This window comes from Vibrio sp. V38_P2S17PM301 (assembly GCF_009904845.1).
Classification (GTDB): domain Bacteria; phylum Pseudomonadota; class Gammaproteobacteria; order Enterobacterales; family Vibrionaceae; genus Vibrio; species Vibrio proteolyticus.
Genome location: NZ_WXWO01000109.1, coordinates 1 through 17,500, shown reverse-complemented (window position 1 = coordinate 17,500; position 17,500 = coordinate 1). Strand labels below are relative to the sequence as shown.

At 49.4% G+C, this 17,500-nt stretch carries 15 protein-coding genes; 10 read left to right on the top strand and 5 right to left on the bottom strand.

Annotation, left to right across the window (positions count from 1 at the left end; translation table 11 throughout):
* Positions 1-25: 25 nt before the first annotated feature.
* Positions 26-1,318, top strand: a complete 1,293-nt coding sequence (locus CAG64_RS23215) for a lysine N(6)-hydroxylase/L-ornithine N(5)-oxygenase family protein (RefSeq protein WP_021703575.1) — start codon at positions 26-28, stop codon at positions 1,316-1,318.
* 56 nt (positions 1,319-1,374) lie between these two features.
* Here CAG64_RS23215 and CAG64_RS23210 read toward each other — a convergent pair whose 3' ends face one another.
* Complete coding sequence (locus tag CAG64_RS23210) at positions 1,375-3,756, bottom strand: glycoside hydrolase family 2 protein (protein ID WP_161457869.1); 2,382 nt, start codon at positions 3,754-3,756, stop codon at positions 1,375-1,377.
* Positions 3,757-4,064: 308 nt separating this feature from the next.
* On the opposite strand from CAG64_RS23210, the gene fni reads away from it, so the two are divergent.
* The 5 genes from fni to CAG64_RS23185 all read left to right on the top strand — a co-directional run bounded on the left by fni (position 4,065) and on the right by CAG64_RS23185 (position 8,244).
* Positions 4,065-5,090 carry a type 2 isopentenyl-diphosphate Delta-isomerase gene (gene fni / locus CAG64_RS23205; protein ID WP_161457868.1) on the top strand — a complete coding sequence of 342 codons (1,026 nt, stop codon included), beginning with the start codon at positions 4,065-4,067 and terminating at the stop codon, positions 5,088-5,090.
* A 74-nt stretch (positions 5,091-5,164) separates the two neighbouring features.
* Positions 5,165-6,007 carry a CHAD domain-containing protein gene (locus tag CAG64_RS23200; RefSeq protein WP_161457867.1) on the top strand — a complete coding sequence of 281 codons (843 nt, stop codon included), beginning with the start codon at positions 5,165-5,167 and terminating at the stop codon, positions 6,005-6,007.
* A gap of 136 nt (positions 6,008-6,143) precedes the next feature.
* Positions 6,144-6,956, top strand: coding sequence for a fumarylacetoacetate hydrolase family protein (locus tag CAG64_RS23195; RefSeq protein ID WP_337247480.1), 813 nt, complete (start codon positions 6,144-6,146; stop codon positions 6,954-6,956).
* 98 nt (positions 6,957-7,054) lie between these two features.
* Positions 7,055-7,696 carry a MarC family protein gene (locus CAG64_RS23190; protein WP_161452437.1) on the top strand — a complete coding sequence of 214 codons (642 nt, stop codon included), beginning with the start codon at positions 7,055-7,057 and terminating at the stop codon, positions 7,694-7,696.
* Between the two features lie 140 nt (positions 7,697-7,836).
* Positions 7,837-8,244, top strand: coding sequence for a hypothetical protein (locus tag CAG64_RS23185; protein ID WP_021703569.1), 408 nt, complete (start codon positions 7,837-7,839; stop codon positions 8,242-8,244).
* A gap of 128 nt (positions 8,245-8,372) precedes the next feature.
* On the opposite strand, the gene trpS is transcribed toward CAG64_RS23185, so the two are convergent.
* Positions 8,373-9,380, bottom strand: coding sequence for a tryptophan--tRNA ligase (trpS, locus tag CAG64_RS23180; RefSeq protein WP_161457865.1), 1,008 nt, complete (start codon positions 9,378-9,380; stop codon positions 8,373-8,375).
* 355 nt (positions 9,381-9,735) lie between these two features.
* Between trpS and CAG64_RS23175 the strand changes: the two genes are divergently transcribed.
* Positions 9,736-10,860: a phosphatase PAP2 family protein gene (locus tag CAG64_RS23175; protein WP_237668444.1), complete on the top strand. Its 1,125-nt coding sequence runs from the start codon at positions 9,736-9,738 to the stop codon at positions 10,858-10,860.
* Positions 10,861-10,984: 124 nt separating this feature from the next.
* Here CAG64_RS23175 and CAG64_RS23170 read toward each other — a convergent pair whose 3' ends face one another.
* Positions 10,985-11,533, bottom strand: coding sequence for an MSHA operon transcriptional regulator (locus tag CAG64_RS23170; protein WP_161454616.1), 549 nt, complete (start codon positions 11,531-11,533; stop codon positions 10,985-10,987).
* A 676-nt stretch (positions 11,534-12,209) separates the two neighbouring features.
* On the opposite strand from CAG64_RS23170, the gene CAG64_RS23165 reads away from it, so the two are divergent.
* The 3 genes from CAG64_RS23165 to CAG64_RS23155 all read left to right on the top strand — a co-directional run bounded on the left by CAG64_RS23165 (position 12,210) and on the right by CAG64_RS23155 (position 16,268).
* Entirely contained in the window at positions 12,210-13,616 is a 1,407-nt protein-coding gene (locus CAG64_RS23165; protein ID WP_161448138.1) for a basic amino acid/polyamine antiporter, read from the top strand.
* 186 nt (positions 13,617-13,802) lie between these two features.
* A complete protein-coding gene (locus CAG64_RS23160) occupies positions 13,803-14,963 on the top strand; it encodes a GGDEF domain-containing protein (protein ID WP_161448136.1) in 1,161 nt (386 codons plus the stop codon).
* Positions 14,964-15,062: 99 nt separating this feature from the next.
* On the top strand, positions 15,063-16,268 hold the full coding sequence (locus CAG64_RS23155; RefSeq protein WP_161448134.1) for an iron-containing alcohol dehydrogenase: 1,206 nt from the start codon (positions 15,063-15,065) through the stop codon (positions 16,266-16,268).
* A 27-nt stretch (positions 16,269-16,295) separates the two neighbouring features.
* On the opposite strand, the gene msrA is transcribed toward CAG64_RS23155, so the two are convergent.
* Together msrA and msrB are read right to left on the bottom strand one after the other, a co-directional pair.
* Complete coding sequence (gene msrA / locus CAG64_RS23150) at positions 16,296-16,826, bottom strand: peptide-methionine (S)-S-oxide reductase MsrA (protein ID WP_161448132.1); 531 nt, start codon at positions 16,824-16,826, stop codon at positions 16,296-16,298.
* Positions 16,823-17,278 (bottom strand): peptide-methionine (R)-S-oxide reductase MsrB, encoded by a 456-nt coding sequence (gene msrB, locus CAG64_RS23145; RefSeq protein WP_161448130.1) that lies wholly within the window; start codon positions 17,276-17,278, stop codon positions 16,823-16,825. Before msrB ends, msrA begins: the two co-directional genes overlap by 4 nt.
* Positions 17,279-17,500 lie beyond the last annotated feature (222 nt).

Below are 17,500 nucleotides of genomic sequence, written 5' to 3'. Positions count from 1 at the left end.
TCCAGAAAAAATAACGAGGTTTAGAATGACAGACCAGATAAAGGAATACGACGTGCTAGGTGTGGGTTTCGGCCCGGCAAACCTTTCTATCGCCATTGCGCTTGAAGAGCAGGCGCAGGCTCATGATTTAAGTTACTGCTTCCTGGAGCAGAAACCGCAGTTCGAATGGCATGGCGGCATGCTACTCGATGGGACCCGCATGCAGATCTCCTGCTTGAAAGACCTGGTAACACAGCGCAACCCGACCAGCCCGTATTCGTTTATTAACTATCTCCATGCCCATGGTCGGTTGAACTCATTCATTAACCTCGGCAGCCTGACACCATCGCGCGTCGAGTTTAACGACTACCTGACCTGGGTGGCGAAACAGTTTGATGCCGTCGCTCAGTACGGTCAGCGCGTGATTGATATTGAACCTATTGAAGAACAGGGCCAAATTGAAAAAGTACGTGTGGTTTCGAGCGACATTCATGGCAACCAGACCGTACGTATTGCTAAAAATCTGATCATCAGTATGGGCGGGATGCCAAAAATTCCGGAACTGTTCGCCGGTTTTGAAGACGATAAAGTGGTGCACTCTTCGCGCTATAAAGTCTGGCGCGATCAATTCGACACCCAGGGCAGAGCGCCGAAAATTGCCGTGGTGGGCGCAGGTCAGAGTGCGGCAGAAATCTTTGTCGATCTGACCAACCGCCACGAAGCGGGTGAAGTGCACCTGGTGAACCGTAACTTTGCGTTACATCCGGCGGATGACAGTGCCTTTGTCAATGAGATATTTAACCCGGAATTCACGGATCACGTTTACGACAGTAATCAGGATGAACGCAAGCACATTCTGGCACGGTTTGCTGGCACCAACTATTCCGTGGTGGACACCGAAGAGCTCAATGCGATCTACGAGCGTTTGTATATGCAGCAGGTGACCGGAGAAGGTTCTCATCAGCATTTACGCTGCCATGATATTCAGGAAGTCGGTCTGAAAGACAGCAAAGTGTCACTGCGTTATCACGATCGTATTCACCGTACCCAGATGTGGCAAGAGTACGATGCGGTTGTATTAGCGACTGGCTATCGTTATGATATGTTCAATCAGATGCTTAATAAGCTTGAACCGATGAAGGCAGACAAACAGGTAGAACGTCGCTACCGTTTGCCGATGAAAGAGAATTGCCAGGTGAATGTTTTCCTGCAAGGTTGCTGCGAAACATCCCATGGGCTGAGTGACACGCTTCTGTCTGTGCTGGCGGTGCGTTCCCAAGAGGTTGTTGACTCCCTCCTCGCGAATACCGACAAGCACAAGCAGGCGGTCAGCGCTTAGACGTTAGACCGTGAAATAAAGCCGTGACAAAGTAGGGTTGTCACGGCTTTTCTATCTCAGATAAGCTGATATACCCTCAGTTCTTCATCCTCGTTCAAAGCGCCTTCCACGATCTCAATCGTACGTGCCATCCCCGGCAATAAGAAAAAACTCGAATCAGAGAAACGTGTGACGCCACTGTGTTCCAGGTGGACGTACAACACGGGCAGATCGCTTTGTAGCCGCACACGTTGGCCATCCATTTGTACGCTGATGACCGCATGCTGGAGCGGTAAACTTTTTGGCTCAGCAGGCAGCCAGAAGGTATTGCGTGTTGGCTCTGATTGCGAGACAAAATACAACGCGCCCGACTCGGCCTGAAACGAGCGTTTCTCGCGTCGCCACACCACTTGATTACGGTCGCTGGGGATGATTTCATCGATTACCCAGCGCTCCCGAAGTTCTCCCTCCCAACTTAACCACAACACTTCTCCGCATAACGCCTTGGCGTCTCTTGAGTCATTGATCGCGTGCAGGCACACTTGCTCGGATTGCTCTGAAAAACAGGCCAGCAATGGCTGATAGAAGCGCACTGCGTGATAATGCAATTGCTTCCAGCGCCCTGAATATTCAATGCTCGACCAGGAGCTGACGGGCCAGTTGTCGTTCAGTTGCCAATAGAGCATTCCCCGGCAATGCGGTGATTTGGCGCGCCAGGACTCGACTGCGGTGCTGATGGCCATCGCTTGTTGCACCTGACTCAGATACAGCATCTGCTCAAAACAATCCGGGAAACGAAAATAGCGGGTAAACATTTCGGTGATAATACTGGTGCCGCGAGCGTTTTTCTGATGATGTTCAAACGCTTGGGCTGTGATGTTATGAGCCTCATCCGGAAGGAATTGTTTCACTTCAGGTAGAGAGGGCCACGACTGGTATCCAAATTCAGAACAGAATCTGGGCGAGACTTCACGGTAGGCGGAAAAGGATTTACCTGAGTGCCAGACGTCCCAGAAATGCATGTCGCCTTTGTTGTCATCGTGCCAGGCATCGCCAAAGTCGAGCTCACCATTGCATGGAGAACTGGCCCAGAATCGCCGGGAAGGGTCACAACGAGTGACGGTCTCTTCCAGCATCCGGTTGAGACGATCATAATTAATCAGGTATTTCTCCCGGTTGTGGCGTGACTCCGGATACCAGTTGAGCGAGCCGATCACTTCGTTATCGCCACACCAGAGCGCGAGGCAGGCGTGATGTTTCAGACGACTGACCTGATGCTCAACTTCCTGTTCCACTTCAACAAGAAATTCCGCAGTTGACGGATATTGGGCGCAAGCGAACATCAGATCCTGCCAAACCAACAAGCCGAGCTGATCACACAGCTGATAGAAAATATCCTGTTCGTAGTCGCCGCCGCCCCACACCCGGATCATATTCATATTGGCCGCTTTTGCCGCCTCCAATAAGTTGCGGTAGCGAGCTGGGGTGATACGTCCGGGCATCGCGTCCACCGGAATCCAGTTGGCGCCTTTGGCGGTGATATCGATACCGTTAACCACAAACACCATCTCATTGCCGTTTTGGTCTGGACGAGTGCGCAGTGCCAGTTGCCTCAGCCCGATCTGTTTTTGAATACGTTGCTGGTCTAGCGTGATTTGTAAGGGATACAAGTGTGCGTCACCATAGCCGTTTGGCCACCACAAAATAGGATTGTTGACGTCAATCACGACACGTGTCTTCCGGCTGTAAGCGTCAGTTGTGACCGCCAGTCGCTGAGAAGCAAACTCAACCTGAACGGTTGCCGGTGGCGCTGGGCGGTGCGTTATCGTGACGACCACCGACACCTGTGTCAGGTCGTGCCACTGCTGCTCGACATCGACGTGATACAGTTCTTGTTCGTTGATCTCGACCAGCTGTATTGGGGCGAATACGCCGCAGACGGGCAAACAAATACCCCAATCCCAGCCGCTGTGACATTGCGGCTTACGTATCGTGTTCATGTGTGGGATCTGGTTATTGCCTTCTGCCCAAGGCACCGGAAACGGCAGAGCTGCGGCGTGCTTATGGGCTTGCTTGGCTGCTGACTGAAAGCGCCATTCAAAGTGATTGTCACCCACGTTGAGAAACGGAAGGATATTGATCTGATGTTGTTGGAACGCGTTGCTGCAACGAACCACAAGCTGGTTGTTGATATACAGACTGGCAAAAGTGTCGACTTTATTCAGCGTCAGTGTCAGCTTTCGGCACTGAGGCAAAATATCCAGGCGCAACGTTTTGCTCAGATGCCAGTCGCAATAGGCCGGCCATTGAACGTCTGCTTCATTGCTTGCGTAGTAAGGATCGGGGATGAACTCTCCCGCGAGCAGGGCAGAATAATGGTCACCGGGTAATTGCATTGCCGTGTTAATGTGGGGGTATTGCGGCGAGCTGAGCCGCCATTCACCGTTCAGTTCCATCATGATCTCGTTCGGTTTTTTGATTGCAGAACTGGGATTGCAACACAGCTGGAGATGGGAAAATGTGCGGTTATTCATGCTTGTTGCTCAGACAATGGCTTTGTTGTTCTGCTTGCGAGTGAGACAAAAACTTCGTACAAATTGACCAAATTCTGACCTGGGTGTTTACTGATTTAATTGACAACAATTAACCATGAGTGGCGCTTTGGTGAATTAAACCTGGTGATGATTTCACCAGACCATACCGGGTATGATTGACTCACTATCGGCGGACAGAGATACTGCGCCCCCATTTTGATCGAGGAGTTGTTATGAGCCAGGCCAAAAACCGCAAAGACCTTCATCTTGAAGCTGTGCTGGAGCACGATATGCGCATGCACACGAAGACCAATGGCCTGGAAAGTGTCGACTTCGAGCATTGTGCATTACCAGAGTGTCATTTGGATGAGATTGATCTCCAGACGACCTTTTTGGGGCACTCTTTGGCCATGCCTTTTTTGATTAGCTCCATGACTGGTGGGGCGAAACATGCCGAACACATCAACGCTAACCTCGCAGAAGCGGCTGCCGAACTGAAGATCGCAATGGGAGTCGGGTCGCAGCGCATCAGTCTGGAAGAGTCAAACCACACCGGATTAGGGGCGAAGATTCGCTGTCTGGCGCAAGGGGTACCGCTGTATTCCAATATCGGTGCAGCGCAGCTGCGTCATGAAAACGCGGTTGAGGTAGCGCACCGCGCGGTAGAAAATATCGAAGCTGATGGCCTGTTTATTCACGTCAACCCAATGCAGGAAGCGTTGCAAACCGGCGGCGATCGCAATTGGTGCGGTATTTTAGACGCAATTGAAACCGTGGTGCAGGCCGTCAAAGTGCCGGTGATCGTCAAAGAGGTCGGATTCGGTATCAGTGAGTCGGTGGCCGGGCAACTGATAAGCGCAGGCGCACAGGCCATTGATGTTGCGGGCGCAGGTGGAACCAGTTGGGCTGCGGTAGAGGGCTACTGTCAACGTGACCTCAAAATGGCTAAAGCGGCGGAGCTCTTTCGGGACTGGGGCAATCCTACGGCCTATTGTCTCCGTAGTATTCGCGACGCCCACCCGGAAGTGGACCTGATTGCATCGGGTGGAATTCAAAACGGCCTCGATGCAGCCAAAGCCATTCGTCTTGGGGCCGATATTGTCGGTCAGGCGGGGGCTGTGATCCGAGCGGCCAGCCTGAGTACCGAAGCGGTGATTGAACACTTTGAGCAGCTACGCTTTGAACTGATGTTGACCTGTTTTGGCACGGGCAGCCGGGATCTCACCATGCTGAAAAGGGCGCCTCTCATCAACCTCTGACGGCTTATGACATTCTGAGCGGCTTTCATCTTACTGCGTCTTTCTATACTGAAAGAAAACCATGAGGCAGCAGAATGCATTTTGTCCCCAGTTCTTCAATCCAAGTCGACAGCCAGGTGCGGGCCGACAATCTTGCGCCTGTAGTCAGTGGTTTGTTGGCGTTGTTTGCAATTGCCCGTATGAACGCTATCTTGTACCGTGAGACACACAGCGATGAAGCTTTGCATCAGTTTCGGGTCTCGTTGCGCCGGGTTCGCAGTATTTTAACATTCAATAAGACACTGATTGGGCAGCCCTATCTGATGTTAAACCAGAGATTACAAACCATATTGTCCGGCAGTGGTGATTGTCGCGATCTGGATGTATTGATCAATAAACTCGATACCCTGGATGTCGCTGAGACTAACGCTCAGGCGCATTTTCGCTTGTGGTTGACTGAGCAGCGAGCCCGCACGCGCCAGCATCTGATCGCCCGGTTGACGCCGATGACTCTGGAGCCTCTCTTTCATCATATGACCGACATTTTGCTCAGGCACGTAGCTAAGCTAAAACATCGAGACTACAGTGCTTGGGTATGTCGGCGCTATCAAAAGAAACACCGCCGGCTTAGACAGCGCTTGCAAAAGATAGGAAGCCTGAATGCCGAGCAGCTTCATCGGCTGCGTATCCGAGCCAAGTTGCTGCGTTACAGCGGTGAGTTTTATCAAGTTTGGCTAACATCGAGTACACAGAATGCATGGAAACAATGGCAGACAAAGTTAGGGGAATTGAACGACCTTCATGTGCAATTAACCATTCTGACAGCTTATCAACAGCAGTTATCCAATGGCTCGGCCCATCAAGCCGCCGCTCAGGCATTACACGCGATACTCCAAGCTGAGTGGGAAGAAGTATTGCATTCGCTTCGTCAGGTTTGATCCTTTCATATCATTAATATTTAGTGACAGCGTCACCTTGGTGGGGCAGGAGTGGTTATCTGCTCTGACCGAATTCAGACTTTTGGACTATCTTCATAATACGACGTTTGGTTTAGTGCGCTGTGCGGAGGGAATCGTGAAGCGAGTGTATCTGTTGTTGGTGTTGTTGTGGTCGTGTTCAGCGGCCGCAGAGGTAGAGCAGTATGTGAGGTATTTGCACGGTGGCACGGTTCAATATGGCTTGATTCAGGGCACCAGAATTCAACCAGTTGTCGGTAATTTGTTCGATACGTTTCAACTGTCTGAGCAGAGCCTATCATTGTCTGAGGTGACGGTTCTCCTGCCGGTGGCTCCCGGCAATGTGTACGCGGTTGGGCTGAATTTCGCCAGCCACATGGCGTCGTCCGCACGAGCTGATCCGCCGATGTTCGTTAAACTTTACAGTTCCCTTATCCCGTCAGGGCAGCAGGTCGTGTTACCCGCTGGTGCGAAGAATCTGCACTTTGAAGGTGAGCTGGTGGTTGTGATTGGCAAAACCACGCAAAATATCAGTGAAGCCGATGCAATGAGCGCGGTGTTCGGTTATCTGGTTGGCAATGATCTGACCGAGCGGACGTGGCAGGCTCAGGATTTACAGTGGATACGAGCGAAATCCAGTGACGGGTTTGGGCCGGTGAGTGCCCGGATCACCCGAGGAGTAGATTTTCGTGATCTTGAAGTGGTCACTCGGCTCAACAACAAAGTTGTTCAGCAAGAAACGATGCGTACAATGATCCATAAACCCGCCAAGGTGATTGCGTATCTGAGTCAGTACTTTGTTTTACGACCCGGGGATTTGATTTTTATGGGCACGCCTGGACGAACTGAGGCGCTGCGCGACGGGGATGAGATAGAAGTGTCCATTAAAGGTGTCGGGAGCGTGACCAACCTGGTCAGCGCAGTCGATTGACCCATGCTCTGGTAAGAAATCGCGCCACCATAGCGCGCCAACCGGAATCATGCCTATACTAACCTGACGTAATTGATTGATATTTCGAAAGGAAAGGTATGAAAGAACTGATCATCCATATCGTGACGGTATTTATGGGGCTGTTTGCGATAATGAACCCCATTGCCAATACCCCTATTTTTCTAAGCCTGACTGCCGATGCCGAGCGCTCGATGGTCAAGTCGGTTGCATTTCGTTCTGTTCTGATTGCTTTTATTATCGTGACCACCTTTGCGGTGTCCGGCAAAGTCATTTTTGATTTATTCGGGATCACTTTGTATGCCCTGCGTATTACCGGTGGCATTCTGGTGTTTCTGATCGGCTTTCATATGCTGCAAGGCGATAGCACACACAGCAAAACCAAAGAAAAGGCGTACTCTCCGCAGCAAAGTGATGCGGTGCTGAGTATTGCCGTCTCGCCCTTAGCCACTCCGATCCTGGCAGGTCCGGGGACCATTGCCAGCGCAATGAACTTCGCAACAACCGGCGGTGTGATTGAAACGGTAGTGACGGTCGTGTCGTTTGGATTGTTGTGCATACTGACGTACGTATTGTTCTTATCTGGCGAACGTTTGGTGAAAGCGATTGGCCCAAGCGCTCTAAATGTGATCACGAAAATGATGGGCCTCATTCTGGCCGTCATTGGTACTCAGATGTTGATTGATGGCATTGCGGAAGCATACAAAACGGTATTTCACTGAATGGATAAGGCAGCTTAGTAATACCAATGAAATCAATAGCTTTAAAGCATGACGCTGGTGTGACGCATTAGGATGTAGTTAAATGTCGGTCATTGAGAATAACTATCCTGTCAGCCGTACCGATATAAGGAGTCAGGTTTATGAAGTGGACCGGAATTGTTTTGCTAGCCTTATCACCGATTGCGCAAGCTGCCAGCCAGTGTCAGGTCGAGAGCTTTCAACCCATCGATATTGAGCCCACAGTCAAAGCCGTTCAGTTTGACCGTGACTCTGAGCAGGCGATGATCGTCAGCAAGCCGCCGATGCGATGCGCCAATGTGACGTTTACCACGGCGGTGACCCGCGGGCGACAAGTCGACTGGTTGCGCGAGCGCTTTGAGGCCACCTATTTTGATGGCTCGACACGCCGTTCACATGAAGTGAACTTTAAACAAGACGATCTGAGTGTGAGTAAAATCCGTGTCGGTCCCAATCTACCTGCAACGGCCTACGTTTGTTTTACAACCTCAGAGACGCCGATATCCAGCATCAGTTGCGACATCGACTGACCTGGCAGATTCGCTGTTAACAGCACAACGCCTCACTGAAGTGGGGCGTTGTGCTTTTTTTTAAGCGGCTGGTATCCGCCAGCAGACGGACGGATTCTAGTTAATGACCAGTGCGCAACATGCTTGTCTCAAAATAGGTTCAGGCCGAAAACGCGTTTCACAGCGTCCGCGACTTGGGTTGCCTGATGGTTGGCGCGCTCGGTACCTGCGCGTAACACGTCACACAGATAAGCGCGGTCGGCGAGCAATTCATTCCGTCGGGTCCGGATCGGCGCCAGTAGCGCTTGCAGACAAGCCTCAAGTTCAGCTTTGACTTTCCCGTCACCGAGCCCTCCTTCCTGATAGTGGGCTTTCAGAGCTTCCACGTGGGCGGTGTCCGGATGAAAAGCATCAAGGTAGGTAAATACGATGTTGCCTTCCACCTGGCCGGGATCTTCGATACGCAAGTGATTAGGGTCGGTATACATTGAATGGACCGCCGCACGAATGTCTTTTTCCGTTGCCCCGAGGTTAATGGCATTGCCCAGTGACTTGGACATTTTATTTTTGCCGTCGGTGCTGGGTAATCTCGGTGTATGGCTCAGCATCGGCGTACACTCAACGAGTACAGACTCATTTGCCAGATTGTTGATCTTACGGACAATTTCATTGGTCTGTTCAAGCATCGGCAATTGATCGTCTCCGACAGGGACGTGGGTGGCATGAAAAGCCGTAATGTCTGCGGCTTGCGAGATCGGGTAGGTCAGAAAGCCGGCCGGGATGGAGCGCCCGAATTGTTTGGACTGGATTTCATTTTTCACCGTCGGGTTGCGCTCGAGACGCGAAATGGTGACCAAGTTACTGTAGAACATCGTTAACTCGGCCAAAGCCGGAATGTGCGACTGCAAGCAAATAGTGGTTTTGGCCGGATCAATGCCAACTGCCAGGTAATCGGCGACCACATTAAGGATGTTTGATGCGACTTTGTCCGGGGTGTGCCCATTGTCAGTCAGCCCCTGCATATCCGCCACCAGAATGGTTTGATCATGCTGATGTTGCAGATCAATACGCTGTTTCAGTGAACCAACATAATGACCGAGGTGCAGTTGGCCAGTGGCCCGGTCTCCGGTCAGGATGGTTTTTCGTTCGTTTTGCATATCAATATCTCCTGTAATTGCTGCCGCCGGAGAGTCGCTATGCCTGAGATCATTCGCTACCTTCCGGCGGCGAATGAACGTAGAAATTCAGTGCCGCTCAGAGAGAGCGCCACCAGAACATGGTTTGTGTACGAAGGGATTGGATCGGTTTCATATCTGCAAGCTAACACACATTTTCAGCGTAGGGCAAATCAAATTTGCGTTGAACGCCGGAGCTGTTGGCCAAGAGTAGCTGACGGAAATGCTCTGAGAAAAACCGACTATAACGAGTATTTATACCGAAATTAAAATAGTTAATTGGCAATAAAGAGACACTTTCCATAATCTGTGATGTATTTCTCGATGACATGATGTGATGTTTACAAAAGAAATAAAATCTTTGGCTATGTTGATTGCGAATAAGCCGAATAATGTATCGATTAAGCAGAATTTGATAAAAGAATGCTCAGCAGTTTGTACATACCTTAAACAAGACATCATTCTTTATGTGATTATATTACTCTTTACTTTATTTACTTATCTTTTTTCTCATCGCTATGGTTATGAAAAGGATACTTCATTGACCTTGTCCTATGTCGATATTCTTCAGGTGATTGTGGCCGCAACGGTTGGTGTGTTCGTATTGGGATACGGGGTTTTATTGTTGATTCGTAGGGAAAAACACCCGGTAACCTGTTGTAGGAACAAGCTGGAGGTGTTGTTTGGACATCGAGCCAAACTCATTTCTGTTTTGATATTCATGCTCGTGTTCAGTTACTTTATGTCGAGTTACAGTACACTGAAGTCGTTGATCCCTCTGGTTGAACCATTTAAATATGATGAGTTGTTTTACCACGCAGATCGGTGGTTATTTTCGGGGAATGAACCTTGGAAATGGTTTCATCACAGCGTCAATTCACCTTACATAACATTTATTCTGAATGTCTTTTATCACGTCTGGTTTTTATTATTGTGGGGAGTGTTGCTCTACTTCTTAATATTTGCCAACAGCAACCAACGAATTCACTATGTAGCCAGTTTTCTTCTTTGTTGGGCATTACTGGGCTCGATTCTGGCTCTATTGATGTCCTCTGCCGGCCCCGCTTTTACAATGAGGCTGGATGCGGGCAACCAGCACTATACAGAGTTGATGGCGCTACTGACTCAGCAGAGTGAGTGGCTGAAAGTGAATAGCGACTATGAACTTTGGGCTCTTAATGTACAGAATGATTTGTGGGACACGTACCTGAACAAGAAGGAGATGTTGGGAAGTGGTATTTCCGCGATGCCGAGCATGCACGTATCAATTGCGGTGCTGATGGCGTTGGGTATGTCGTCAGTGAACCGCTGGGCTGGCGCCTTATTCTGGCTATTTGCTGCGGTTATTTACATTGGCTCCTTTGCATTGGGTTGGCATTATGCCGTGGATGGCTTGGTCAGCGCGCCGCTGACGTATCTGCTTTGGCGTGTCTGCGCGAAACTAACGTCTGTTTCAGCATGAAATCCCTTTTGGCAGAAGCAAACCAAAGTGGCGAGAGTGTAGGTTCACGGTGCAGGTCAGGGAATCGGTAAAAGGCAAAAGAAGCGCCATGTGTGGCGCTTCTTTTTCGTTTTTTGATACAGCCTTAAAAATCAGCTTTTTTGACAAAGTAGGGGTTGGTATATTTTTTCTCTGGCCCGAACATTGAACGCACCAGACGATTCCAGAGGTGTCGATCAAATTCACCTTTCGGGATTGAAGGATAGAGTGTTTCGGATTCTTCTTTCGCCAGATTGATCAGCTCTTTCTTTTTGATCTGATTATATTTTTTTGCCACGCGGTTGTGTTTTTGAACCCATTCCGCTTTATAGCGCTCCAGAGCGGGTTTGGCTTTCTCAAGCGGGACCCGTGACAAATAAACGCGCTTATAAGACACTTTACGATCGATGAGAGTCCGCATGGCGGTCTGGATATACTTACCGTGTTCGGTAATAGAAAAATCCTGTTCGTCAAACAGCGTAACGCACCAGCCCTTAGGTAAGAAGTCTGGCTTTTGAAATTGCTTATTCCGCGCCATGAGCGCTTTGTGCAGCACGATATCGGACGTGCCTTTAAACGTTTTCTGCCATTTGGCGATACGCACCTGGATCGAACCAGGCAGTCGATATACGTTGGTAAATTTATCTTGATCCATTGACTTACAAAGTAACCGAAATTATTCAGGTAGTGGTTTAAGTGAGTAAACGTGTTTCAAATGAAAATTTGTTCTAACTTGTTAGCCAAAGACGTCAGAGTATGTCGAGCTTGTCGCTGTGAAGATTATTGTTATCACCGCGCAACGTGTGTGATGAACGGTGTACTCTGAAGTAAGGCGGGATTCTACACTGACCTGAGTGACGTTGACCAGTCTAAAGTGTGTAAATATCCATCGTTTTCCATCTTAAGATCACTCTTTTATCAGTAGTTTAGCCAATTAATATTGCTTTTCATCATATAAATGTCAGTAAGTTGCCAGATTCAGTGACTAAGCTGATAAAAGCTTGGCAGGGATCGCATCGTCCGTTCATGGCTTGAATAGTTATTTCCCTGCTGACCACATAAATAACCATAATAATGCTATTGAATAGATTAATATTCATTTATAACGGAATATTTTATTTATCTGTACTTAAAAGTGTGTAATATGTGGAGCCTTATACTTTTAAGGTGGCGAAGTTTTCAGCGAAAATCACGCAGCTTTTTGATCGTTGGCAATGAATAGGTATATTTTTGCACTATCTCAGTGACACAGATCACGACAAGCCTGTAGCCAGGCAGATTTCGCTCTAAAATAGCGCCTCCGCATGACAGAGATATACCGGACTTTTACCATGGATAATAAACTCGGGCTTGGTTCTTTGACCGCATTGGTTGTCGGTTCGATGATCGGTGCAGGTGTTTTCAGCTTGCCTCAGAATATGGCTGCCGTTGCCAGTCCGCTAGCGGTGATGATCGGGTGGGGAATCACTGGCGTCGGCATGATTTTCCTCGCACTTTCCTTCCAGCAGCTTTCCAATCATAAACCTCATATAGACAGCGGCGTTTTCGGCTTTGCCCGTGAAGGCTTTGGCGACTTTGCTGGCTTTTGCTCGGCATGGGGGTACTGGTTCAGCGCGATGGTTGCCAATGTTTCCTATTTGGTGATTGTTTTCAGTACGCTGGGATTGGTTTTTGATACGCCAGATCAAGTGATATTTGGGGCGGGTAACACCTGGATATCAGTGGCAGGTGCGTCGGTGCTATTATGGCTGGTGCATGCATTGGTGTTGCGTGGTGTTCAAACCGCAGCATTTATCAATTTGATCACCACGTTTGCAAAAATGATCCCGTTGGTGCTGTTTATTGTCTGTGCGATGGTCGCGTTTAATTGGGAAACGTTCACGGTTGATTTCTCCGGTCTGCACTTTGGCGCCGAGCACGATTTGATGGCTCAGGTAAAGGCCACCATGCTGATTACGGTTTGGGTATTTATCGGTATTGAAGGGGCCGTGGTGGTTTCGAGCCGGGCTCGTCACCGCAAGGATATTGGCCGGGCAACTATTTTGGGCCTGCTGACGGCATTGACCATCTATGTTCTGGTGACCCTGTTGTCGATGGGGGTCATCAAGCCGGTTGAACTGGCGGAATTCCAGAACCCGTCCATGGCGAAAGTGCTCACCACGATTTTGGGACCTTGGGGGCAGTACATTATCGGCGCTGGATTAATTGTGTCCGTGTGCGGTGCTTTCCTCAGTTGGACGGTACTGGCTTCCGAAGCGCCTTATTTGTGCGCTCGCGACAACATGTTTCCAGCCGAGTATGCACAACAAAATGCCGCAGGGAGTCCGGTCAAAGCGCTGACCCTGACAAATATATGTATCCAGGTATCTCTGGTGTTGGTTATGTACGCGGGCAGTACCTATGACACACTGTTGGTGATTGCGTCAGAGATGATCCTGGTACCGTATTTTCTGGTTGGTGCGTTTACACTGAAACTGGCATTAGAAAAGCGCGATCGTGGCGCTTTGTTGATTGTGGGCCTGTGTTCCACCTTATATGGGGTGTGGCTCTTATACGCTTCCGGCCTGAACTACCTGTTGATGTCGGCAGTGTTGTATGTGCCCGGCTTATATTTCTACATTAAAGCGAAGCGTCAGCAATCAACACATCCGTTTCAGGGTAAAGAGCGTCTTGGTGCGTGTGCATTAACTCTGGTCGCGGTTGTGGCGGTTGGGATGTTGTGGCAAGGCATGCTTTAACTGCCATTTCTGTCTAAAACAGCAGGCTCAGGCCTGCTGTTTTTTTATCCGTTTTTAATTGCAAGAACAATAAAAGGTTATTCAGCTCCCTGTTAGGGAGCCTTTTAGGGTGAATATTTTGGTAAACAGTTATTATTGTGGTACATAGAAACTACAAAACTATAAGTAAGCTGATTGTTGTAGCTGATGACGTTGACCGATTTGGATGTACTTAAATCTGCCACCATCCTGAATAACATTGCCAGTAGTGGTATTGCAGGGTTGTTCGTTATTCTGGTGCGCAACAAACTGACCAACAGTAAATCAGTGGCCGCCAGCTGGTTCACGCTGTTTTTTATCCTGCTGGGGCTGGGCTATCTGACCAGTATTGCCCGAGCCTGGGTGGAGCTGATCTACTCAGTTGCCTCCAATAATGCCTTTTACCAAGCTGCCAGCTATGCTTTGTTGTTCGGCGTGCTGAACTGGTATGGGCGTGCGGTACCTCGCTGGCTTTCTCTGTTTGGCTTAGCGCATATCATCGCCTATACCAGCTTACAGATTTGCCTGACGATGACGATTCCGGATTCATTGGAGTTACGAGTGATGCTGGCTGCGCTGAATCACTCCGCTGTCTTTGGTGTGGCGGCGTTGGCAGCGGCTAAATTTACGCAAAGCGGGCGCCTGGGCGAAAAAATTCTGACGTTCAGCATCGCGTTCAGTACAGCGCTTTTATATCTGCCTTATATCGCGATGACTCAGTATGATGCCACTATCGTTTACCACAGTTTGTCTGCGTTTGTTCAGAGCATTTTGGTGATCTCTTCATTGGGTGCGGTGTTGTCGCTGTTTTTCTATGATGAAATTGACTGGCACTATCAACGTGCGATCAAAGACAGTTTGACCGGGATGTTTAACCGGCGTTATTTCATCGATAAAGCCAGCCAGAAGGCGGCTAAACAGTCCAAACCGCACTTACTGGCGATGCTTGACCTCGACCATTTTAAGGACATCAATGACTCGTTTGGCCACGGAAGTGGTGACAAAGTCTTGCAGTATTTAAGTCAAATATTTCAGAAACATTTTGCAGACGAAGATTTGGTGGCGCGATATGGCGGAGAAGAGTTTGTGGTGATGTTGCCAATCAATACGCAAGCGATGGCTTACCATAAACTCGACGCACTGCGTTTGGTCGTTGAAGCGACCTCAATTCCGGTGGAACATGGCCGGGTTAAGGTTTCAATGAGTATCGGTACCAGCATTATCGAGCCAGGTGGTGACATCAGCACGGCGATCAAAGAAGCTGATATTGCGCTGTACAAAGCAAAAGAGCAGGGACGAAACCGGCTGTGCCGTTACCTTGTTGTTTGAGGGGATTTCAGCCCCACACTTTTTATTCGCCCCTCTGGTCAAGAGCCACACTTTTTCCTAATCTAAAAATCTGAGTAAATGCTCAAAACAGGGAAGAGAATGACGTATCCAGTTTGGTTTCATCACCTTTATATGGCTGGTCTGAAACTGGCGGCCAGGTATTTACCGATCACTAAACCGACCATGTTTATCGGCCACGGTGCTGTCAGTCAACTCTGCCATTCGGTCGGTCTGATGGGATGTCGCCGGGTTCTGGTGGTTACTGATTCCGACATGGTTGAGCTGGGTTTTGCTGCGCAATTGCAAACAAAGCTCGAAAGCTACGGCGTCGACAGTACGCTGTTTGCGGATGTGGTTCCTGATCCCACTTATACCGAGGCACAACGTGGCCATATGCGGTACCAGCAACAACAGTGTGACGCCGTGGTTGCTTTAGGGGGCGGCTCGCCAATGGATTGTGCTAAGGTGATTGCCGCGCTGGCCACCAACAAACGTTCTGTGAAGCAATTATCTGGCTTACTTAAGGTACGTCAGCCGCCAGCCCCTTTATTTGTCATTCCAACCACTGCCGGAACAGGCTCCGAGGTGACGGTCGCGGCGGTGGTGTCCAATCCACAGTCTCATCAAAAAACACCATTAATGGATCCGAAACTGATGCCATTAGTAGCAGCGCTGGACCCTGATCTGATGATGGGTTTACCTGCACATATCACAGCGCAAACGGGCATAGACGCATTGACGCACGCCATTGAAGCGTACCTGTCCCGAAATGCCACACCGGAGACGGATCGCCATGCACTGGCGGCCTTCCGGCTGATAACGGACAACCTCGAAAGCGCCGTCAAAGTAGGAAGCAATCGCGCTGTCAGGCTGAACATGTCGCTCGCGGCGTATTATGCTGGTCTGGCGTTCACCAAAGCCAGCCTGGGGTATGTGCACGCAATTGCTCACACGTTGGGCAGCCAGTATCAAATCCCGCACGGGTTAGCGAATGCGCTGGCATTGCCACATGTCATGCAGTTCAGTAAAAGCCACGCCGCAGCAAAAATGAAAGCGCTGGCTGTCGCTGGGGGAGTGGCAAGTGAGCAGTCGACCCCGGAATCAGCCGCACAAGCCCTGATCGATTATATACATCAGTTATGTGCTGCCATTGGTTTACCGCACGACCTTGAAGAGATCCAAGAAGAAGACATCGCGGCGATGGTAGCGCAAGCTTTAAAAGAGGCATATTGGAATTATCCGGTGCCGAAACTGATGTCACCTAAAGACTGCCAGAGTATATTTCGTCTGTTGATGAGGCAATGAAAAGGCGCCTTTTCGGGCGCCTTGGAATTAACCAGTGAGCAAATCCTGATAACGTTCACGCAACTTGATCAGCTTCGGTTCGATGACCACTGCGCAGTAGCGTTTGTCCGGGTTATCTGCGTAATAGTTCTGATGATGTGATTCCGCTTCGTAGAACGCCTTGTACATTACGATTTCCGTGACGATCGGGTCATCAAAATAGGGCGTAAGCTCCTGAATGATCCCGTTGGCAACCTCCACTTGCTCATCATCGTGCGCCAGAATGATACTGCGGTATTGCGTGCCCCGGTCCGCCCCCTGTTGATTAAGTGTGGTCGGATTGTGCGTGGTCAGGTGAATCAACAGTAACTGCGCATAGTTGATCTCATCAGCGTCATACTCGATTTGTACCACCTCAGCATGACCCGTCGTGCCGTTACACACTTCACGGTAGCATGGATTTTTCACATGGCCACCACTGTAGCCGCTTTTGACGGACAACACACCTTTAACCTGACTGAATAAGGCTTCTGTACACCAGAAGCAACCGCCACCAAATGTTGCTGTTTGTCGGTTCATTTTGCCTCCTGTTCTACTTTCTCGATCGCGACGGCGTTGATGCAGTATCTGAGCCCGCTGGGTCTTGGTCCATCCGGAAACACGTGGCCTAAGTGGGCCTCACAACAGTTACAGCGCACTTCGACGCGGATCTGAGCCAGCGTTTGGTCCAGATGATAAGACACCGCATTGGTTTTAAACGGTTGTGAAAACGATGGCCAGCCGGTTTGCGAATCAAACTTACCGCCCGAGTCAAACAACATCGTCTGACAACCAACGCAACGGTATTGACCGGGTTCAAACAATTCACACATCTGGTCTGAAAACGGACGCTCAGTCCCGTGTTGGCGCATCACATAATATTGCTTATCGCTGAGGCGCGTTTGCCACTCCGCATCGCTCAGGTGCAAAGTTCGATCGGGTGCCGGGTTACCTTGATTGGCGTAGGTAACGACATCTTGCCAGTTGAGCATATGGCCTCCTGTTTTGATAACTGCAGAGAGTAGACCGGAAGCACAACCGGTTTATTTCAGTTTAGGCAAAGTGAGGGAGCTTAGTACGATAAAGGGGCTGAGTGAAAGAAATGAACAGGATAGAGAAATGTATTTATAGCGTACGGTGTATATATTTGTATGTAAAGTTCATGTTATATGTCAGTTGAATGAAATATATATTTTAATAATAATTAAAATGTG